General features: G+C 65.7%; 21 protein-coding genes. All 21 read right to left on the reverse strand.

The genetic code is table 11. From position 1 onward, the window contains the following. Positions 1 to 12: 12 nt before the first annotated feature. Complete coding sequence (locus QZ378_RS00610; RefSeq protein ID WP_162613985.1) at positions 13 to 183, reverse strand: hypothetical protein; 171 nt, start codon at positions 181 to 183, stop codon at positions 13 to 15. 66 nt (positions 184 to 249) lie between these two features. Then, positions 250 to 897, reverse strand: a complete 648-nt coding sequence (locus QZ378_RS00615) for a thiamine diphosphokinase (RefSeq protein ID WP_291256971.1) — start codon at positions 895 to 897, stop codon at positions 250 to 252. Continuing rightward, complete coding sequence (gene rsgA, locus QZ378_RS00620) at positions 870 to 1,763, reverse strand: ribosome small subunit-dependent GTPase A (RefSeq protein WP_191378765.1); 894 nt, start codon at positions 1,761 to 1,763, stop codon at positions 870 to 872. Before rsgA ends, QZ378_RS00615 begins: the two co-directional genes overlap by 28 nt. Before the next feature lie 3 nt (positions 1,764 to 1,766). Beyond that, entirely contained in the window at positions 1,767 to 3,863 is a 2,097-nt protein-coding gene (gene pknB / locus QZ378_RS00625; protein WP_291256972.1) for a Stk1 family PASTA domain-containing Ser/Thr kinase, read from the reverse strand. 14 nt (positions 3,864 to 3,877) lie between these two features. Continuing rightward, the gene (locus QZ378_RS00630) at positions 3,878 to 4,612 is read right to left on the reverse strand and encodes a Stp1/IreP family PP2C-type Ser/Thr phosphatase (RefSeq protein ID WP_087240315.1); all 735 of its coding nucleotides are present in this window, start codon (positions 4,610 to 4,612) and stop codon (positions 3,878 to 3,880) included. A 74-nt stretch (positions 4,613 to 4,686) separates the two neighbouring features. After that, positions 4,687 to 5,712, reverse strand: coding sequence for a 23S rRNA (adenine(2503)-C(2))-methyltransferase RlmN (gene rlmN, locus QZ378_RS00635; RefSeq protein ID WP_291256973.1), 1,026 nt, complete (start codon positions 5,710 to 5,712; stop codon positions 4,687 to 4,689). Further along, a complete protein-coding gene (locus QZ378_RS00640) occupies positions 5,709 to 6,329 on the reverse strand; it encodes a hypothetical protein (protein ID WP_191378763.1) in 621 nt (206 codons plus the stop codon). Before QZ378_RS00640 ends, rlmN begins: the two co-directional genes overlap by 4 nt. Next, a complete protein-coding gene (gene rsmB, locus QZ378_RS00645; RefSeq protein WP_291256974.1) occupies positions 6,316 to 7,641 on the reverse strand; it encodes a 16S rRNA (cytosine(967)-C(5))-methyltransferase RsmB in 1,326 nt (441 codons plus the stop codon). Before rsmB ends, QZ378_RS00640 begins: the two co-directional genes overlap by 14 nt. Position 7,642: 1 nt before the next feature. After that, on the reverse strand, positions 7,643 to 8,341 hold the full coding sequence (locus QZ378_RS00650; protein WP_291256975.1) for a zinc metallopeptidase: 699 nt from the start codon (positions 8,339 to 8,341) through the stop codon (positions 7,643 to 7,645). Positions 8,342 to 8,585: 244 nt separating this feature from the next. Beyond that, on the reverse strand, positions 8,586 to 9,836 hold the full coding sequence (locus tag QZ378_RS00655) for a glycosyltransferase family 39 protein (RefSeq protein ID WP_291256976.1): 1,251 nt from the start codon (positions 9,834 to 9,836) through the stop codon (positions 8,586 to 8,588). Next, entirely contained in the window at positions 9,833 to 10,753 is a 921-nt protein-coding gene (gene fmt, locus QZ378_RS00660; RefSeq protein WP_291256977.1) for a methionyl-tRNA formyltransferase, read from the reverse strand. The genes QZ378_RS00655 and fmt overlap by 4 nt, the downstream gene beginning before the upstream one ends. Next, positions 10,750 to 11,241, reverse strand: coding sequence for a peptide deformylase (def, locus tag QZ378_RS00665; protein ID WP_291256978.1), 492 nt, complete (start codon positions 11,239 to 11,241; stop codon positions 10,750 to 10,752). Before def ends, fmt begins: the two co-directional genes overlap by 4 nt. A gap of 12 nt (positions 11,242 to 11,253) precedes the next feature. Continuing rightward, a complete protein-coding gene (priA, locus tag QZ378_RS00670; RefSeq protein WP_291256979.1) occupies positions 11,254 to 13,731 on the reverse strand; it encodes a primosomal protein N' in 2,478 nt (825 codons plus the stop codon). Between the two features lie 73 nt (positions 13,732 to 13,804). Beyond that, positions 13,805 to 14,014 carry a DNA-directed RNA polymerase subunit omega gene (gene rpoZ, locus QZ378_RS00675; RefSeq protein WP_087240299.1) on the reverse strand — a complete coding sequence of 70 codons (210 nt, stop codon included), beginning with the start codon at positions 14,012 to 14,014 and terminating at the stop codon, positions 13,805 to 13,807. A gap of 5 nt (positions 14,015 to 14,019) precedes the next feature. Continuing rightward, positions 14,020 to 14,649, reverse strand: coding sequence for a guanylate kinase (gene gmk / locus QZ378_RS00680; RefSeq protein ID WP_087240297.1), 630 nt, complete (start codon positions 14,647 to 14,649; stop codon positions 14,020 to 14,022). Beyond that, positions 14,646 to 14,918: an extracellular matrix/biofilm regulator RemA gene (gene remA, locus QZ378_RS00685; protein WP_087240294.1), complete on the reverse strand. Its 273-nt coding sequence runs from the start codon at positions 14,916 to 14,918 to the stop codon at positions 14,646 to 14,648. The genes gmk and remA overlap by 4 nt, the downstream gene beginning before the upstream one ends. Before the next feature lie 12 nt (positions 14,919 to 14,930). Beyond that, positions 14,931 to 15,809 carry a YicC/YloC family endoribonuclease gene (locus tag QZ378_RS00690; RefSeq protein ID WP_087240292.1) on the reverse strand — a complete coding sequence of 293 codons (879 nt, stop codon included), beginning with the start codon at positions 15,807 to 15,809 and terminating at the stop codon, positions 14,931 to 14,933. A gap of 53 nt (positions 15,810 to 15,862) precedes the next feature. Continuing rightward, positions 15,863 to 16,399 carry a hypothetical protein gene (locus QZ378_RS00695; protein WP_191528666.1) on the reverse strand — a complete coding sequence of 179 codons (537 nt, stop codon included), beginning with the start codon at positions 16,397 to 16,399 and terminating at the stop codon, positions 15,863 to 15,865. A 3-nt stretch (positions 16,400 to 16,402) separates the two neighbouring features. Then, positions 16,403 to 17,017, reverse strand: a complete 615-nt coding sequence (locus QZ378_RS00700) for a DnaJ domain-containing protein (protein WP_087240287.1) — start codon at positions 17,015 to 17,017, stop codon at positions 16,403 to 16,405. Then, entirely contained in the window at positions 17,014 to 17,883 is an 870-nt protein-coding gene (locus tag QZ378_RS00705; protein ID WP_191378755.1) for a DUF5685 family protein, read from the reverse strand. Before QZ378_RS00705 ends, QZ378_RS00700 begins: the two co-directional genes overlap by 4 nt. Then, a complete protein-coding gene (locus QZ378_RS00710) occupies positions 17,883 to 18,311 on the reverse strand; it encodes a SoxR reducing system RseC family protein (protein WP_191378754.1) in 429 nt (142 codons plus the stop codon). Before QZ378_RS00710 ends, QZ378_RS00705 begins: the two co-directional genes overlap by 1 nt. Between the last annotated feature and the right edge of the window lie 12 nt (positions 18,312 to 18,323).

An 18,323-nucleotide genomic window follows, 5' to 3' on the forward strand; every position in this document is an offset into this window, starting at 1 on the left:
CCACAACGATCTTCATAGCCAAGCCTCCCTGTCCGCCAGAAATGTCCTGAGCCAGTCCCTGCCCCGGCTGCCCGCCCAGGCCCCCGCGCCGAAGGAGAACAGGATGGCCGGATGGAGCAGCAGGGCCGCGCCCCCCACGCAGAGGGCCGCCGTACCCAACCACTTTTTGGTCTGTGGCGTCAAAAAAGCCGCCTCCCTTCGCAACTGGTTCTGTTCCAGTATACGCGGGAGGCGGCAGGGGGTTCCGATTCAGTTTCGCTGGCTGCGGATCAGCAGCGCCCGGCCAGCGGTGAGGGAGATCTCCATCACCTGGGCCTGGGGCTCGTTGCTCACCGACAGGGTGTCTCCCCGGGTGAGGGTGGCCCCGGTGAGGGGATATTTCAGGCCCCGGAGGGTCACCCCGGTGACGGTGCGATCCAGAGGGATCAGGGACAGGTAGCGGTAGGGCGGCCGGTTGGCCAGCCGGAGCTCCGCCGGCCCCTCCAGAAACCGCACCTCATTGTCCTCGTCCACCATCACAGGCAGGCCGCCTCGGCCGGCGATCCACTCCAGAAGCACCAGATTGGAGGCGGTGTGATCCAGCCGCCCGCCGGTGCAGCCGCACAGAAGCAGCTCCCGGCAGCCCATGCCCAGAGCCTGCTCCGCCGCCGCCTGGAGGTCGGTCATGTCCTTCTCCACCGGCAGGGTGACGCAGGGCACCCCCGGTTCCGGCGCGCCGCCGGAGTCCCAGTCGCCGATCTGGTAGTCGGGCTGCAGGCCGGCATCCCGGGCGCTACGGAGGCCGCCGTCGGCGCAGATGACCACCCACTCCCCGTCCTCCAGATAGGGCCGCAGGAAGGCGCCGTCCCCGCAGGACATGGAGCCGAAAATTATTGCTCTTTTTCCTTCCGCTCCCATTCGGGCACTTCCTTTGCCTGTTCATACAGCCGCACATAGCTGGCGTGGCGGCTGGGGGCGATCTCCCCTGCCTTCACCGCCGCAAGGACTGCACAGCCTTTTTCCTTTACATGGGCGCACCCCGTAAACCGGCACTGATCCAAATAGGGGGCGAACTCCCGGAAGGTGTACTGCAGCTCCTCCGGCCGGCGCAGCTCCATCCCCTCGGTGTCAAAGGAGGAGAAGCCGGGGGTGTCCGCCACAATGGCCCCGGAGGAGAGGCGGAACAGCTCCACATGGCGGGTGGTGTGCCGCCCGCGCCCCAGCTTGTCGGAGACCTCCCCCACCTGGAGGCGGAACTCCGGCTCCAGGGCGTTGAGGATGCTGGACTTGCCAACGCCGGAATTGCCCGTAAAGGCAGATACCTTGCCGGCAATGGCCGCCGCCAGCTCCGGAATGCCCTCGCCGGTTTCAGCGCTCACCCGCAGGGTGAGGAAGCCGGCCTTCCGGTAAGTCTGATACAGCTCCTCCGCCGCGTCCAGATCGCACTTGTTGATGCAGATCACCGGCTCACAGTCCCGGCCCTCGGCGATGGACACCACCCGGTCGATGAGAAACGGATCGGTCACCGGCACCGCGCCGGAGGCGATCACCACCAGCTGGTCGATGTTTGCCACCGCCGGGCGCTGGAACTGGTTCTTTCGGGGGAGGATCTCGTCCAGGATCCCCGCCCCCTCCCCAAGGGGGGTGAACCGTACGCGATCCCCCACCAGGGGGATGAGCTTCTGATGGCGGAATTTGCCGCGGCCCCGGCAGGCCGTCAGGGCGCCGTCTCCGCCGTCCACATAGTAGAAGCCGCTGAGGGCCTTCAAAATGATGCCTTCCATATCTCAGCCAAAGTCATAGGTGGTGGTTTCGGCCAGCTCCCCGTCGAAATACACCCGGATCTCCTGGGTGCCGCTCCCGTAGACCGTGATGGGGATGGACTGCATGATGGTGTCGTAGGTGTTACTGTAGGAATACTGCCCGTCCCCCACGGTCACGTTCACCTGGACGCTCTCCCGGCCGTCTCTGGGCAGGCTGACGTTAAAGGTATAGGGTTTGAGCTCCTCCTCCCCGTCGTCGGGGGTCGGGGCGGGGGTCGCCTCAGGCGAGGGCTCCACACTGGGGCTGGGGGTGGCGGCGGGATCGGGGCCCAGGCTCACCCGGAAACGGATGGTGGTGCCCTCGGCCACCTGCGTGCCGTTTGTAATGCTCTGCCAGCAGACATCGCCCTCATCATACTCGCTGCTGTACTCCGAGCCCTCAAAGACCGGATCCAGGCCCAGATTCGTTGCGGCTTTCCTGGCATCCTCCTCTGTCATGTCCAGGAAGGAGATCACCGTCACGGGCAGGGTCTCCTCCCCGTCGCTGACCACCAGGGTCACCTGGGCCACATCCGTCAGATCCGTATCCTTGGTGGGGACGGTGGAGATCACGTGATCCTTTGCCATGTCCTCAGAGTACTCCTTCTGAATCACCAGGTTGCCGGCCTCCTCGGAGTAGCCCAGCGCCGCCAGGCTGCTGACAGCCAGCCGGACATCCTGCTCCACCAGATCCGGCATCTGCCTGGCCTCCTCGTCCGTATAGCCGCTGCCGTTGCTGAGAATCACGGTAATGGTGGCGCCGGCGGCGGCGTTGCGGCCTTCCACCGGATCCTGTGAGACAATCTGTCCGACCGGGCGGTCGCTGTCTGTCTCACCGCCCTCTACGATTTGGAAATTGGCCGAAACCACGCTGGCGTCCGCACGGGCCTCCTCCAGAGTCTTGCCCAGCAGGCTGGGCACGGCGTACAGGGTCTCCCCCGCGCCGCCGAAGAAGCTGACCCAGAGGAACACGCCAATGCCCGCCACAAAGACCGCCACCGCCACGATGGCCAGGATGATGGGCAGGCGGCTGCCGCCCCGCTCCGGATAGTCGTCGTAGTCGTCCTCCACGCGGGCCGGGCGGCTTTTCCGGGGGTGAGGGGCAGGAGACACATAGGTGTCCTCCGGGGAGCGGGCTCCGTGGGCCGGCTGGGTGCGGACGGTGTGGGGGGTGTTGGCGCCCAGGATCTGGGTGGGCTCATCCCCCTCGGAGATCAGCAGATCCGCCGGGGTGTAGTCAAAGTTGATGCTGGGGTTTTTGCGGAACTCCTCCAGATCCGCCAGCATGGCATCGGCGGAGATATACCGCTGGTTCACGTCGGAGGCCATGGCCTTCATGGTGATGGCCTCCAGGGCCTCGGGGATCTCCGGGTCGATCTCCCGGGGAGAGAGGGGGATGGAGTTGATATGCTGGATGGCCACCGCCACCGGGGAGTCCCCCTCGTAGGGCAGGCGGCCGGTGATCATCTCGTAGAGCACCACGCCGGCGGAGTAGATGTCGCTGCGGGCGTCGATGTGGCTGCCCCGGGCCTGCTCGGGGGAGATATAGTGGACGGAGCCCAGGGCCTCCTGGGTCAGGGTGGCCTGGGCGGCGGAGGTGAGCCGGGCGATGCCGAAGTCGGCCACCTTCAGGCTGCCGTCCCGCAGCACCATGATGTTGTGGGGCTTGATGTCCCGGTGGATGATGCCCCGGCTGTGGGCGTGGGAGAGGGCCTTCATGATCTGGGTGATGAAGTGGAGGGCCTCCCGCCAGGCCAGCTTGCCCCCCTTCTTCTGCATGTACTGCTTGAGGGTGATGCCGTCCAGCAGCTCCATGACGATGTAGTCCAGCTCCGCCGAGTGGGACACGTCGTACACCGCCATGATGTTGGGGTGGGAGAGCATGGCCACGGCCTGGGACTCGTCGTGGAAGCGGCGGCGGAACTCGGCGTCCTGGGCCAACTCCTCCTTGAGGATCTTGATGGCCACCAGCCGGTTGAGCCGGTGATCCCGGCCCTTGTACACCACGGCCATGCCGCCGATGCCGATGCGCTCCAGGATCTCATATCGGTTGTCGAGTAATTTCCCTATGTACTGATCCATAGTTCATTACCCCCTTATTCTGCAATCTGGATGAGAACCGCCGTCACGTTGTCCGGCGCCCCTCGGGACATGGTGATGTTCAGCAGCCGCTGGCAGCAGTCCGCCGGCTCCCCGCCGTGGATCACCTCGTAGAGCAGCTCCTGATCCGTCACGATGTTGCTCAGTCCGTCGGAGCACAGCAGCAGGAAGTCCCCCGGCTGAAGCTCCTTCTCGTAGAGATCCGCCCGGATGTGCTCCTCCGAGCCCAGGGCCCGGGTGATCAGGTTCTTCCGCGGGTGGTTGCGGGCCTCCTCCGGAGTGATGTCCCCCCGGGCCACCATGTCCTCCACCACCGAGTGATCCCGGGTCAGGCGGGCGATGCCCTGGTCGTTGACATGGTAGGCCCGGCTGTCCCCGATGTTGAGCAGGTAGGCCATCCGCTCCACCACCAGGGCAGCCACCATGGTGGTGCCCATGCCCCGGCAGTCCGGGTCGGTGGCCGCCCGGTGAAACACCGCGGAGTTGGCTGTCTCGGCGGCCTGGGCCAGGACGGCGGCCGGCCGGGACTCCTCCTGGCTGCCCATCTCCTTGAGGGCGTCCACGAAGGTCTCCACCGCCACCAGGCTGGCCACATTGCCCGCCTTGGCGCCACCCATGCCGTCGCATACCACGCCGACGGCCAGGTGCTCCGAGGGAACATCTAAGTAGTATCCATCCTGGTTCTGCGTTCTTACCGCCCCTTTGTCGGTAATTCCCCATGCATGTATCATACTGGTTTTCCTCTTTTCCGCACTTGTATCCCCCGGCTCATGCCCTGCGCGGCCAGGCACGGGCCGGTCTTTTGTCATAGCTGTCCCTGGATCTGCTTGCGCCGGAGCTGGCCGCAGGAGGCGTCGATGTCTCCCCCCAGCTTGCGGCGCACCGTGGCGGTGACGCCGTGGCTCTCCAGGCGCTTCTGGAAGGCGGCCACCCGGCGGCTGGGCTTCAGGGGGCTCTCCTCCACATGGTTCAGGGGGATCAGGTTTACGTGTCCCGGCGTGCCCTTCAGGTGCCGGGCCAGCAGATCCGCCTGCCAGTCGGCGTCGTTGACCCCGTCGATCATGGCGTACTCATAGGAGATGCGCCGGCCGGTCTTTTCAAAATACCGGCGGCAGGCGGCAAAGAGCTTCTCCACCCCGATGCCCCGGTTCACCGGCATGATCCGGCTCCGGGTCTCGTCGTCCGGCGCGTGCAGGGACACAGACAACGTTAATTGTAACTGATAATCGGCCAGCTTGTCAATTTTTTCAGTGAGCCCGCAGGTGGACAGGGAGATATGCCGCATGCCGATGTTCAGTCCCTCGGGGCTGTTCACCAGCTCCAGAAAGCGGAGCACGGTGTCGAAATTGTCCAGCGGCTCGCCGATGCCCATGAGCACGATGTTGCTTACCGGCACGCCGGAGTCCAGCTGGGTAAAGAGCACCTGATCCACCATCTCGGCGGGGGTGAGATCCCGGATCTTCCCCCCCAGGGTGGAGGCGCAGAAGGCGCAGCCCATGCGGCACCCCACCTGGGAGGAGATGCACACAGTATTCCCATGATGGTAGCGCATCAAAACCGTCTCAATGCAGTTTCCGTCCCCCAGCCGCCACAGATACTTGATGGTGCCGTCCTGGGCGGAGACCTGCTTGCGCTCCACCCGGGGCGGGCAGAGCACGCAGGCGGCGGCCAGCTTCTCCCGCAGGGCCTTGGACAGGTTGGTCATCTCGTCAAAGGAGGATACGCCCCGGTGGAGCCACTGGAACACCTGCCTGGCCCGGAAGGCCGGCTCCCCCAGCTCCTTGAAGTAGGCGGACATCTCCGCCAGGTTCATGGATTTGATGTCGGTCATGGTTCCTCTCCTCTGCCGTGTACGCCCGGCGGCTCCAGGCCGTATTTTTTTGCCACCGCCGCCAGCCGCTCCGGTGGAATGGGCTCTGGCTCCTCCTGCTGCAAAAACCAGGAATCGTAATCCGGGGCAGGGCACTCCCTCAGGGGGAAATCAGCCCGGAACTGATCCGCCTGCACCCAAACCTGAAGAAAATACCAGCCAAGCCGATAGTCTGTAAAGGGATCCCGGGCAAGCATACGCTGAAAGCCGGGCTCCTCCAGCAGCTTGGGATGATAGGGCTCCTCCCGCCACAGCTCCAGTCCCAGCGCTGGAAAGTCGTAAGTATCCGCCAGATCATGATCCGCACAGTCGCACACAAAGCCGGACTCCTTCGACAGGGCGGCAATCACATCCTCCGCATGGGTGTGGATCAGATCCAGACCGCGGTACAGAATCCGGACATTCTCCGCCGCGTTCAGCCCGATCCGGGACAAGCGGCCTTCCTCATACTCCAGGTAGAAGGAGTCAGGGGGCTCAGGCAGGCCCAGCCGGGCCCGGAGCTTCTCTGCCTCCTCCCGGGTCATGCCCAGGCGGAAGGGCCCCAGCCCTGCACGGGGATGCACCTCATATGTCTCCATCTTTAGTCCTCCTGAGCTTGGCGAAGAAAAAGCCATCGGTATCGTGCCGGTGAGGCCAGCAGGTCACCATGCCCGTCTCAGCATCCTCAAATTCTCCGGGCAACTGGAACCTCTCCGGTGTAAAGTCTTTACACCTGTCCAAAAATGCCCTCACCACGCCCTCGTTCTCCCGCTCCAGCAGGGTACAGGTGGCGTAGAGGAGCACGCCTCCCGGGCGCACATAGCGGGCCACGCTGTCCAGAATGGCGGCCTGTACGCTTGGTAAGTTCTCCAGCGGCTTAGGATCCTTGTAGCGGATATCCGGCTTCTTGCGGATGATGCCCAGCCCGGAGCAGGGCACATCGGCGATCACCAGATCAAAGCTGTCCAGGAATTCCTCTTTACAGCTCTTGCCGTCCAGCACTTCCGTCCGGATACAGGTCAGGCCCAGCCGGGCGGCGCCCGCCTGGATCAGCTTCTCCTTGTGGGGGTGGATGTCGCAGGAAACCACCTCTCCCCTGTCCCCCATGGCGATGGCGGCGGCGAAGGACTTGCCGCCGGGGGCGGCGCAGGCGTCCAGCACCCGCATCCCCGGCCGGGGATCGGCCGCCGTCACCGCCAGCCTGGCAGCGGCGTCCTGGATGTAAAAGAGGCCCTGCTGGAATTCCTCCAGCCCCTCCAGGCTCCCTGTGTGGCGGAGCAGGAGGCAGTTTGGCAGCCAGGGGTGGGACTCCGCCTCCACCCCCTGGCTTTTGAGGGAGGTTGCCAGGGCCTCCGCCGTGGTTTTCAGCGTGTTCACCTGGGCGCAGGTGGGGGGCTCCCCGTTGTCGGCTTCCAGCAGGGCCTCCGCCTCTTCCACGCCCAGCCGCCGGGCAAACTCGTCCGCCAGCCACTTGGGGTGGCTGTACCGGGTGGCCGGATCCGGCGGCTCAAGCAGGGAGTCCTTCTGCCGCACCAGACTGCGCAGCACCCCGTTGACCAGCCCGGCGGCCCGGGGGTTTTTGGCCTTCTTCCGGGCCAGGGACACCGTCTCGCTGACGGCGGCATGGTCTGGCACCCGATCCAGATATAAAATCTGATAAGCCCCCAGCCGCAGCAGGTTGCGGATGGGCGCCTCCAGCTTCTCCAGCCGGGTGGTGCACATCTGGGACAGGTAAAAATCCAGCAGCATCCGGTTTTGGAGCACACCGAAGCACAGGCGGGTAGCCAGGGCGGCGTCCCGGCCGTCCAGCTCCGCCGCCTTGATGGCCTTTTTCAGATAGCCGTCCGACCAGGCCCCCTGCTTTTCACAGGCCACCAGGGCGTCCAGCGCCACGTTCCGAGCCGTACCCATTTCAGCTCCTCCGCCGGCCGCCGAAGGCCAGCAGATAGCGCAGCAGCTGGGCCAGGGACACCAGCAGGGCGGCCACATAGGTCAGGGCCGCGGCGGTGAGCACCTTCCGGGCCCCCCGCAGCTCCTGGTCGTCCAGCAGGCCGGTGCCCGACAGGCTCTGGATGGCCCGGCGGGAGGCGTTGAACTCCACCGGCAGGGTGACGATCTGCCCCACCACCGCCAGGGCGAAGAGGATCACTCCGACGCCGAACAGGGCCGGGAAATAGAGCACCAGGCCCAGGATGATGAGCACAATAGACAGCTGGGAGCCGATATTGCACACCGGGATGATGGCGGTACGCAGCTTGATGGGGCCGTACCCCACCGCGTACTGGACGGCGTGGCCCGCCTCGTGGGCGGCCACACCCAGGGAGGCGATGCTGGTGGAGCCGTACACCGCGTCGGACAGGCGGATCACGTTGCTCCGGGGGTCGTAGTGGTCGCTGAGCCGGCCGGACACCCGCTCAATGCGCACGTTGTACACGCCGTGGGCCCGGAGCACCTCCTCCGCCGCCTGGGCGCCGGTGAAGCCCCGCCGGCTGGCCACCCGGGAATAGCGGTTGAAGGTGGAGGACACGTTGAGCTGGGCCAGCAGGGCGATGAGCATGGCGGGCACCAAAATCATCCAGTAGTAGGGGGCGTAGTAGTAGAAAAAGGGCATAGAAACCTCCGTGAAAGGGCGTTACATGCAGATTGTCAAAAAACTCCCCCGCAGGGAAAGCCTCGCAGAGTTCCGTCATCCGCAGATGACGGAATAAAATCAAAATCCGTCATTTCCGGGGACATGCGCCTCGGAAATGACACTTCTCATGGCGGGAGGGGTGACTATTTCGTAAGAAATCGAACCCCTTCTGCCATGCAGCTTTCTCAAAAAAGTGGCGAAAGCCACTTTTTTGACACGCTGGTTACATGATCTGTCCTCCGGTCAGGTAGACCGTCAGATTGATCAGGAATCCCGCCCCCATGCCCCCCGCCAGCAGGGCGGTGAGCCAGGGCCGCTTCTCCGTCAGCGCGGCGGCAAACAGGAAGAACGGCAGGGCGCAGGACAGATACCGCCCGGCGCTGAGCAGCCAGGACAGGGAGTAGTTCAGCACCAGATAGACAAAGGCGTAGAGGGTGTACATGCTCCGGAACCGCTTCCAGGCATAACAGAGCAACGCGAAAAAGAGGGGGAACATGGCCAGCGTGGGAATCCAGATCTCATAACGGATGGATACCGTGGGATAGGATCGGGCATTTTCCAGCACATACCACAGGGTGTCGGAGATCCAGCAGAACCCCTGGCTCCAGTGCTCCTGCATCACCGTGAAGGCGAAGGGGTCGCCGGTCACGGCGGCGTTGAGGCCCAGGTAGACCAGACTGCCCGCCGCCGGCAGCAGCACCGCCGGGAGACGGCGGAGGATGGCCCTCCAGTCGAAGTGCCCCAGGTGCTCCACCAGCTCCGCCCCGGCGGCGCCGATGAGCAGCAGGCCGTGCATCCGGGTCATGGCGGCCAGAGTGCCCCACAGCCCCGCCCGCCACCAGCGGTGGCGGCGGATGTGCCACAGGGATGCGGCGGTGGTGAGCAGGAACAGGCCCTCGGTCATCACCCCGCCGAAGAAAAAGGCATAGGGAAAGACGGAGAGAAAGAGCACTGTCCGCCGGACGGCCTCCCGCCCCAGCTCCCAGGCCGCCAGCTTGTACAGATACACGCACCCGGCCGCATAGCACACAGAGGACACCAGCAGTCCCGCCGCCATAGTATTGCCCGTTACCGCGGAAACCAGCCGCACCAGCCACGGGTACAGAGGGAAGAACACCAGGAACAGGTGCTTTCCGTCCTCCATATAGCCGGAATAGCCCAGTTCCGCCAGGTTGACGTAGTGCCAGGCGTCCCACTTTTTCCAGATGTCCAGGGCCCAATGGGCTCCCGTCCCCGGATAGAGCACCAGGCAGGCCAGCAGGGCTGCTGCCAGAAACACCGCCAGCCGGAACAGCAGGGCGGCGGCAAACACCGCCGCGCTCTCCTTCCTGTCTGCCTCATAGCGGATCGATATCGGGGACTGGCCTCTCAGAGGCACCGGGACTCCGGCGGCACCCAGCCACCGGAGCACCAGCACCACCCCCAGGGCGATGACAGCCCCGGAGACGGCCAGCGTCCAGAGCAGGCGGATCATCCCACGGGGATGGGGTGGCCCCGCAGGTAGTCGGCGGCCTTCATGCGCTTGCCGCCGTCGGCCTGGAGCTCATCAATGCGCAGCACCGTGCCGCCGCCGCAGGCCAACTGGATGCCCTCCTTCCCCGCCGCCAAAATGGCGCCGGGGGCGGCATCGGTATGGACGTCCAGTACGGACGTGGAAAATACTTTACAGCGGCTGCCCCCCAGCTCGGTCACGGCGGCGGGCCAGGGGATCAGCCCCCGCACCTGGTTGTGGAGCTCCCGGGCGGGCCGGGTGAAGTCCATGGGGGACAGCTCCCGGCTGAGCATGGGGGCCAGGGTGGCCTTGCCGTGATCCTGCGGGGTGCGCGCGGCGGTGCCGGCGGCGATGTCCGCCACCACTTTTACCAGCAGCTCCGCCCCCATCTGGGCCAGCCGGTCATGGAGGGACACCACCGTCTCATCCGGGTCGATGGGAGTGGCGGCCTGGTCGATGATGTCGCCGGCATCCAGATCATGGGCCATGTGCATGATGGTGACGCCGGTCTCGCTGTCCCCGTTGAGCACCGCCCAGTTGATGGGGGCGGCCCCCCGGTACTTGGGCAGCAGAGAGGAGTGGACGTTGATGCACCCCTTGGGCGGGGCGGCCAGAATGTCGTCGGGCAGAATGCGGCCGTAGGCGGCCACCACAATCAGCTCCGGGGCCAACTCCTGGATCTGGGCCAGGGCGGTGCCGTCCCGCAGCTTGACGGGCTGGAACACCGGGATGCCGTGGGCCTGGGCGCACACCTTCACCGGCGTGGGCAGCAGCTTCATGCCCCGGTTCTTGGGCTTGTCAGGCTGGGTGAACACCCCGCACACGTCGTGGCCGGCGGCCACCAGGGCCTCCAGGGAGGGCACGGCAAAGTCTGGGGTGCCCATGAACAGAATTCTCATTCCCCCTGCTCCTCCATCAGCTGATCCAGCTCCTCGGTGGTGTAGAGCCGGTCGGTGTGCTCGGTGAACAGATGGCCGTCCAGGTGCTCGATTTCGTGGCAGAAACAGCGGGCCACGATCTCCTCCCCCTCGGCCTCGAAGAAGTTGCCGTCCCGGTCCTGGGCGCGGACGCGGACCTTCAGGGGGCGCTTCACCACGCCCCACCGGCCGGGCACGGAGAGGCAGCCCTCAAAGCCCTCCTGCTCCCCCTCCTGGGAGATGATCTCCGGGTTGACCAGCTCCAGCATGTGGTCCTCCCCGTCCACCACCACAACGGCGCGGCGGAGGATCCCCACCTGGGGGGCGGCCAGGCCGGCCCCGTTGGCGTTGGCCAGGGTCTCCTTGAGATCGTCCAGCAGATCATGGAGGCGCTGGTCAAAGTTGGTCACTGGGCGGCACGCCTTGTGGAGGGCGGGATCGCCGTCGGTCAAAATTGTTCTGAGAGCCATGTTGTTTCCTCCTTAATCCAGCGGGTTCACATCCGCCGAGACGGACACGCCCCTGTTTTCCTTGTCAGTCTGCGCACAGCGGAGCAGATACGCCACCACCGCCCGCAGGGCTTTGGTATTCTCCGCCGCCAGGGTGAGCCGGTAGCGGTAGCGGTCGTTGACCTTGGCAATGCTGGCCGGGGCGGGCCCCAGCAGCTGCACCTCCATCCCCGCCAGGGGCGGCTGGGCCAGCCAACTCTCCAGGGTACGGCGCAGGCGCATGCAGGCCCGCAGCACCGCGCTCTCCATGGTGCCGGAGGCGGTGAGCACAAAGAGATCCCGGAAGGGCGGGCAGCGGCGCATCTCCCGCAGGGCGATCTCCTGAGCATAAAAGCTGTCGTAGTCCTGCCGGGCGGCGCAGCGGATCACGTCGTTGTCCGGAGTAAAGGTCTGGATGATGGCCCGCCCCGGCTTGCCCCCCCGGCCCGCCCGGCCCACCACCTGGGTCAGCAGGGAGAAGGTGCGCTCACCCGCCCGGTAGTCGTCCACATACAGGGACTGGTCGGCGGACACCGCTCCCACCAGGGTCACGTTGGGGAAATCCAGGCCCTTGGCCACCATCTGGGTGCCCAGGAGCACGGGGATCCTCTCCCGCTCAAAGCGGGCCAGCAGCTTCTCGTGGCTCTGGGTGGCGGAGATGGTGTCGGTGTCCATCCGCAGGATCTCCTGCTCCGGGAAGGCCTCTCTCAGCTCCTCCTCCACCTTCTGGGTGCCCGCGCCGATAAAGTTCAGCGCTCCCCCGCAGGAGGGGCAGGCGTGGGGCAGCGGCTCCGAGTGGCCGCAGTAGTGGCACATGAGCCGGCCGTTGGCCGAGTGGTAGGTCAGGTGCACCGAGCACCGGGGGCAGGTGGGCACCTCCCCGCACTCGCCGCAGGTGACCATGCGGCTGGCCCCCCGCCGGTTGAGGAGCAGAATGCTCTGCTCCCCCGCCGCCATGGTCTCCGACAAGGCCTGCCGGAGGGGGGCGCTGAGGGAGGTGCCGTTGCCGGCGCGCAGCTCCCCCTTCATGTCCACGATGCGCACCTCGGGAAGGGCGCCCTGATTATAGCGGTGAGACAGGGTGAACAGGCGGTAGTCCCCCCGCCTGGCGTGGTACATGCTCTCCACCGACGGGGTGGCGGAGCCCAGCACCAGCAGGGCGCCGCTCTGGGTGCAGCGGTACTTGGCCACGTCCCGGGCGTGGTACTTGGGCACGTTCTCCGACTTGTAGGTGGCCTCCTGCTCCTCGTCCAGCACGATCAGCCCCAGGTTTTTCAAAGGGGCGAACACGGCGGAGCGGGTGCCGATCACCACCCGGGCCTTGCCGCTTTTGATGCGCTTCCACTCGTCATACCGCTCCCCCGCCCGGAGGGAGGAGTGAAGCACCGCGATGTCGTCCCCGAAGTGGGAGGCAAAAATGCGCAGCAGCTGTGGGGTGAGGGCGATCTCGGGCACCAGTACCATGGCGGTGCGCCCCCGCCCCAGGGCGGCGTAGATCAGCCGCAGATAGATCTGGGTCTTGCCGCTGCCCGTCACCCCGTAAAGCAGGGCGGCGGCAGGCTTCCCCTCAACGGCCAGGGCATCCAGGCCGTCGAAAGCCGCCTGCTGCTCGGCGTTGAGCACCGGCGGCGCGGTCCGCTCCCCCGGCTCCACGGCCACCCGGCGGTAGACCTCCCGCTGCTCCAGCCGGAGGATGCCGCTCTTGGCCAGGGAGCGGAGGGTGGAATTGGACGCGCCAGTGAAATAGCACAGCTCCTTGGCGGAGGCGCTGCCCAGGGCGCACAGCAGCTCCGTCACCGCATACCGCAGGGGGGCGGAACGGCGCTTGGGGGTTACCTGAGCCATGGCCTCCTCCGGCGGGATGTCCAGGGCGGCCACCAGCTCCTTCTTGTCCCCCACGCCCCGGGAGGCGCTGGTCTCCAGGATGAGCACCCCCTTGTCCCGCAGCAGCTTGAGGGCGGGATTGGGATCCTTGGTGCCGAAAGCCTCCTTGAGCTGGGCCACGTCGGCCCAGCCGCCGGAGGCAAAGATCAGCTCCAGCACCCTGCGGGCCCGCTCCGAGCGGCCCGCCGCCTCATAGGCCGCCTCTTCGTCCATGCCGGGGGCGAGCTGCCACCGATCCTGGAGGGAGAAGTACAGGCCCGCCGGCAGCATGGCCCGGGCTGCGTCGTACACGGTGCAGAAGTACCGCTCCCGCATCCACAGGGCCAGGCGCAGCTCCGGCGCGTCCAGCACCGGCTCCTCGTCCAGCAGTGCCAGAATGGCCTTGCGCCTGGGATCGTCGGGCCGTCCGCCCTCCAGGGCCAGGACAATCCCCTCCGTCCGCCGGTTGCCCGCCCCAAAGGGGACGATCACCCGCATGCCGGGGCGCAGCTGATCCAGCAGCTCCGTGGGCACCTGGTAGTCATAGGGCTTGTCGATGGCGTAGGTGGCGGCCTGGAGGGCGATTTTCGCCACTGTATTTCCCGCCATATACAAGCCCCCTTTCTCCAGAAAAGGCAAGCGCCGGGATCAGATCACCCGCCGCTTGCCTCAGATCGGCTGCTTACGCCTCGTCTCGCTCCTCGTCGTTCAGTTCCAGCTTTCCGTCGGCCACCTCGCGGATGGCGATGGTCACCGGCTTGTCGTCCAGGGGGATTCCGGCGTCCTCGGCCTCACTGGCCACCTGCCGGGCCCGCTGGGCCACCACGTTCACCAGCATATAGCGGCTGGGCACCTGTTCCAGCAGTTTTTTCATGGGGGGTTCCAGCATCATGTCAATCAGTCTCCTTCCAAGGATGAAATGGCGTCCAGAAGCTGAACGCGGTTTTTGGTTCGGCAGCTCTCCGCTGTCAGAATGGAAATGATCTCCCAGGCGGCCTCCGAGACCTTGTCGTTGACCACCACGTAGTCGTAGTGGGGAATCTGCTTGCACTCCTCCCGGGCCTTCTGGAGCCGGCCCTGGATGACCTCCTCCTGGTCGGTGGCCCGGCGGTGGAGGCGGCGGGAGAGCTCTTCAAAGGAGGGGGGCACGATGAAGATAAACACCGCGTCGGGGCATTTGGCCCGCACCTTGGCGGCGCCTTGAACCTCAATGTCCAGCAGCACATCGATGCCGGCCTCCAGCTTCTCCTGGATCACCCGCAGGGAGGTTCCGTAGTAATTATGGACGTATTCGGCATATTCTAACAGCTCGTCCCCGGCGATCATCTCCTCAAACCGCTCCCGGGTCACAAAGTTGTAGTTGATCCCGTCCTCCTCCCCCACCCTGGGCTGGCGGGTGGTAAAGGAGACGGAGAAGTAGATATCCTTCCGGGCACCCAAAAGCTCGGAGATCACCGTGCTCTTTCCCACGCCCGACGGGCCGGATAGGACAATCAGCTGTCCCTTTCCTTTCTTCTTCCAGTTCATGGCTCCTCCTTCTCCTCCTCTGCGGGCTCCGTATCCCGGCCGCCCAGGCGGCCGGCCACCGTCTCAGGCTGGAGGGCCGAGAGGACAATGTGGTCGGAGTCCATGATCAGCACCGCGCGGGTGCGGCGGCCGTAGGTGGCGTCAATGAGCACACCCCGATCCCGGGCCTCCTGCACCATCCGCTTGATGGGGGCCGACTCCGGGCTGACAATGGCGATGAGCCGGCCGGCGGAGATCATGTTGCCGAAGCCGATATTGATGAGCTTCATTCTCTCACCGCCTCACTCAATGTTCTGGATCTGTTCCCGGATCTTCTCAATCTCGGCCTTGATGTCCACCACATAGCCGGCGGTCTCAATGTCACTGCACTTGGAGCCGATGGTATTGGCCTCCCGGTTGAATTCCTGGATCAGAAAGTCCAGCTTGCGGCCGATGGCGCCCCCCTGCTCCAGCATATGGCGCAGCTGGGACAGGTGGCTGCGCAGGCGGACGGTCTCCTCGTCCACCGCCACCTTGTCGGCATAGATGGCCGCCTCGGTGAGGATGCGGCTCTCGTCGATCTGGGTGTTCTGGAGCACCTCGTTCAGCTTGGCCGTCAGGCGGGCGCGGTAGTCGGCCACGATGCCGGGGGAACGCTCCTCCACCCTGGCGGTCAGGCCCTCAATGGTGTCCGCCCGGTTCAGCACATCCTGATAGAGCTTCTCCCCCTCCCGGCTGCGCATGGCGTCGAAGTCGGCCAGTGCCAGCTCCAGCACCGAGCAGATGTCGGCGGCCATGGCCTCCACATCCTCCTGGGTCTTCTCCACCAGGAACACGTCGGGGAACCGGGAGAGCAGGGAGACCGAAATATCGTCCTTCAAGCCGTAGTCGTCCCGCAGCCGGCACAGGGCGGCGTAATAGCCGTCGGCCAGCGGCTTGTTGACCGAGATGGCCACATCCCCCTTTTCCGACGGCCCGATGGTGACAAACACATCCACCTTACCCCGGGAAATATGGCTCTGCACCCCGGCCTTGACGGCGTCCTCCGCGAATACGTAAACGCGGGGCAGCTTCACCGTACAGTCCAGATAGCGGTTGTTGACCGAGCGCACCTCCACGGTAATGGTGCGGCCGTGCACCACGGCCTCTCCCCTGCCGTAGCCCGTCATGCTCTTTACCACGCGGGTTCCCCCCGTTTCTCTCATCATTTGGTGATCTAAAAAATTATACCAGACTAGGAAGCCTTCCGCAAGACCTTGTCTACCCTGGCCACATAGAATGCAATCAGCTTGGAAAACCCGATGTCATAGATAACAAAGGCGACGTTGCCGGCGGCATACACCATCCAGGCCGCCGTCAGGGCCGACGGCAGGAAGGGCAGAAACAGCGCCTTCAGGCCGAACCAGCAGAGGGTCAGGACGGCGTTGAACACCGCCAGCTTGCCCGCCCACTCCGCGGGACGGCTGGGAAGCCGTTCCAGCAGACTCTTGAGCATGGGCCACAGGCCGAAAAAGAGCAGGTAGAGCAGGGCGTTGGCCTTGTCAGGCACCAGCAGCAGGCCCAGCAAGCCCGCCGCGCCGTAGCAGAAAAAGCCGGCCCCCAGCCCTGCGGACACCACCGCCCCCGCGGGAAACACCCCCGCGATGGCCACGATGCCCAGCTGTGCCGCGGGAGACACGGCCGACAGGTAGAGAACGATCAGGGAAAGCGCCGCCAGAACGCCCACCAGGGCGATCCGGCCCGCCCCCTTTCCGAAGCGCGCCCGCCCCATGGCTCAGTTCCCACAGCCGCCGCACAGGCAGTTGAGGCACAGACAGGTGGTGCAGAGGTCGCAGGTGTCCACCCCGCCGCCGTAGCCGTACGGGCGGTAGGCCTGTCCCCCCTGGCGCATCATCATCAGGGCCTGCCGGTATTCCCCGTTGGAGGGATCCATGTTGCAGGCCATCTGGAAATGCTGGGTGGCCTCGTCCAGCCACCCCTTCCGGTAGGCGATGGAGCCGGTGAGGAAGTGCCACTCGGCATCCTGGGACGGGGCGGAGCGGAGCAGCTCCTCCGCCCGACTGATGTCCCCCATGTTGATGGCCTGGCGCACCTGGTTGTACAGGCTGCCGGAGGAGGCGTTGGAGTACTGCCGCTGATACCCCCCCTGGTAGGAGCCCTGATAGGCCCCCTGACTCTGGTAGCCGCCGGAGGAGCCGCCGCTGCGCATCTTGGTGATGGCGTCGTAGGCCTCGTTGATCTCCTTCATCTTCTCCTCGGCCAGGTCGGCCAGGGGATTGTTCTGGTAGTTGTCCGGATGGTATTTCCGGGCCAGCTCCCGGTAGGCCCGCTTGACCTCCTCATCGCTGGCGTCGGGCTTGACCCCCAGTACGGTATACGGATCTGTCATGGATTCTGTCTCCTGTTATGTTGATTGACGGCCTTCCAGCGGCCGGTAAACACAAGCTCCTCCACCATGGGCAGGCCCAGAAAGAGGATGTTCTCCACCGTCTCCCGCCAGTGGCCCAGCTCCAGCAGGGCGGCGGCGGAGCGGGCCAGGTTCAGGGAGTGGCGCAGGGTGGTGCGCAGATAGTCCCGGTTGGCCTCCGTCTCCCCGCCGAACCGGGCGGATATGGGGTTATAGGAGCCGGTACGCCGGTCATCCGCCAGGTCGTCCCAGGCGTCCACCAGGTAGATCCACCGGCCCACGTGGTAGAGCAGCTGCCCCAGCGCCCGATCCCGGGCGGCATCCCCCGAGGCGGGGGCGGCCCCGGCCAGCAGCCGGGCGAAGGTGTCCGCCGTCCGATCCAGGGAGGGGCAGTTCTCCCGCTCCAGGGCCTGAAGCTCCTCCAGGCAGCCCCGCACCGTCCGGTCGAACTCCGGCCGGTGGCCGGCGGCCCGGCGGTAGCCCCGCCGGAGCAGGACGGAAAGCAACCGGGCGGCGGTGCGCGCCCAGAACGTCCCGTCGGCCACGGTGTCCCGCAGCTTCCAATAGCTCAGAATCGTCCCGGCGTCCGCCGCCGCATCCACGCCGCCGGCAATGGCACAGGTCTTTTTCCGGCACCACAGCCGGGCCGGGCAGCGCCGCCGCTCCGTCTCCGGTCTCCCCCCGTCCAGCAGCATGGCCAGAAAGGTAAAGTCGTAGTTGAGAAAGAACCGGGCAAAAAATCCGTGCCGCCTCCCCAGGCTGCTGCACAGGCCGCAGTAAAGGGCCTCGTAGTCCCGGAGCTGGCGCACCTTCAATTCATCCCGGTTGGGGCGCACGTAGCCGAACATCAGTCCCCGGCGGCGATGGCGGTGATGCGGAAGGAGATGGACTGCTGCTTCCGCACGCGGCGATCCCACAGCACGGCCAGCACCAGCCCCAGTGCAAAGCCTATGCCGCCCACACCGGCGCTGCCGCCGCCGGGCAGCCCCAGGGCCGCCGCCGTGAAATAGCCAATGAAGAACAGCAGGAAGGGCACCACGTACACCATGACTGCCGCTCCCAGCACGCCCTTGGTGGAGGACTCCACCGTCACCATATCGCCGGGCTGGGCGCCGATGCCGTTGGCCGCGACCACGGAAACCGTGGAGCTCACCATCAGCTCGCTGCAGCCGCCGCCGCACTTGGAGCAGTCGTGGCCGCAGGCCGACTGCCGCTTGACAGATACCTCTGCCCGCCCGCCGGGCAGAATGCGGGTCACTTTTGCGGTTTGAACCATGTCAGGATCACC

The sequence above is a fragment of the Flavonifractor sp. genome (genome assembly GCF_019422385.1).
Taxonomy (GTDB): domain Bacteria; phylum Bacillota; class Clostridia; order Oscillospirales; family Oscillospiraceae; genus Flavonifractor; species Flavonifractor avistercoris.

What these genes read in the sequence shown, in the direction of transcription:
- QZ378_RS00615 (WP_291256971.1), bottom strand. Translation starts at nt 897, where the DNA reads ATGGGAGCGGAAGGAAAAAGAGCAATAATTTTCGGCTCCATGTCCTGC.
- rsgA (WP_191378765.1), bottom strand. Translation starts at nt 1,763, where the DNA reads ATGGAAGGCATCATTTTGAAGGCCCTCAGCGGCTTCTACTATGTGGAC.
- pknB (WP_291256972.1), bottom strand. Translation starts at nt 3,863, where the DNA reads ATGGATCAGTACATAGGGAAATTACTCGACAACCGATATGAGATCCTG.
- QZ378_RS00630 (WP_087240315.1), bottom strand. Translation starts at nt 4,612, where the DNA reads ATGATACATGCATGGGGAATTACCGACAAAGGGGCGGTAAGAACGCAG.
- rlmN (WP_291256973.1), bottom strand. Translation starts at nt 5,712, where the DNA reads ATGACCGACATCAAATCCATGAACCTGGCGGAGATGTCCGCCTACTTC.
- QZ378_RS00640 (WP_191378763.1), bottom strand. Translation starts at nt 6,329, where the DNA reads ATGGAGACATATGAGGTGCATCCCCGTGCAGGGCTGGGGCCCTTCCGC.
- rsmB (WP_291256974.1), bottom strand. Translation starts at nt 7,641, where the DNA reads ATGGGTACGGCTCGGAACGTGGCGCTGGACGCCCTGGTGGCCTGTGAA.
- QZ378_RS00650 (WP_291256975.1), bottom strand. Translation starts at nt 8,341, where the DNA reads ATGCCCTTTTTCTACTACTACGCCCCCTACTACTGGATGATTTTGGTG.
- QZ378_RS00655 (WP_291256976.1), bottom strand. Translation starts at nt 9,836, where the DNA reads ATGATCCGCCTGCTCTGGACGCTGGCCGTCTCCGGGGCTGTCATCGCC.
- fmt (WP_291256977.1), bottom strand. Translation starts at nt 10,753, where the DNA reads ATGAGAATTCTGTTCATGGGCACCCCAGACTTTGCCGTGCCCTCCCTG.
- def (WP_291256978.1), bottom strand. Translation starts at nt 11,241, where the DNA reads ATGGCTCTCAGAACAATTTTGACCGACGGCGATCCCGCCCTCCACAAG.
- priA (WP_291256979.1), bottom strand. Translation starts at nt 13,731, where the DNA reads ATGGCGGGAAATACAGTGGCGAAAATCGCCCTCCAGGCCGCCACCTAC.
- rpoZ (WP_087240299.1), bottom strand. Translation starts at nt 14,014, where the DNA reads ATGATGCTGGAACCCCCCATGAAAAAACTGCTGGAACAGGTGCCCAGC.
- gmk (WP_087240297.1), bottom strand. Translation starts at nt 14,649, where the DNA reads ATGAACTGGAAGAAGAAAGGAAAGGGACAGCTGATTGTCCTATCCGGC.
- remA (WP_087240294.1), bottom strand. Translation starts at nt 14,918, where the DNA reads ATGAAGCTCATCAATATCGGCTTCGGCAACATGATCTCCGCCGGCCGG.
- QZ378_RS00695 (WP_191528666.1), bottom strand. Translation starts at nt 16,399, where the DNA reads ATGGGGCGGGCGCGCTTCGGAAAGGGGGCGGGCCGGATCGCCCTGGTG.
- QZ378_RS00700 (WP_087240287.1), bottom strand. Translation starts at nt 17,017, where the DNA reads ATGACAGATCCGTATACCGTACTGGGGGTCAAGCCCGACGCCAGCGAT.
- QZ378_RS00705 (WP_191378755.1), bottom strand. Translation starts at nt 17,883, where the DNA reads ATGTTCGGCTACGTGCGCCCCAACCGGGATGAATTGAAGGTGCGCCAG.
- QZ378_RS00710 (WP_191378754.1), bottom strand. Translation starts at nt 18,311, where the DNA reads ATGGTTCAAACCGCAAAAGTGACCCGCATTCTGCCCGGCGGGCGGGCA.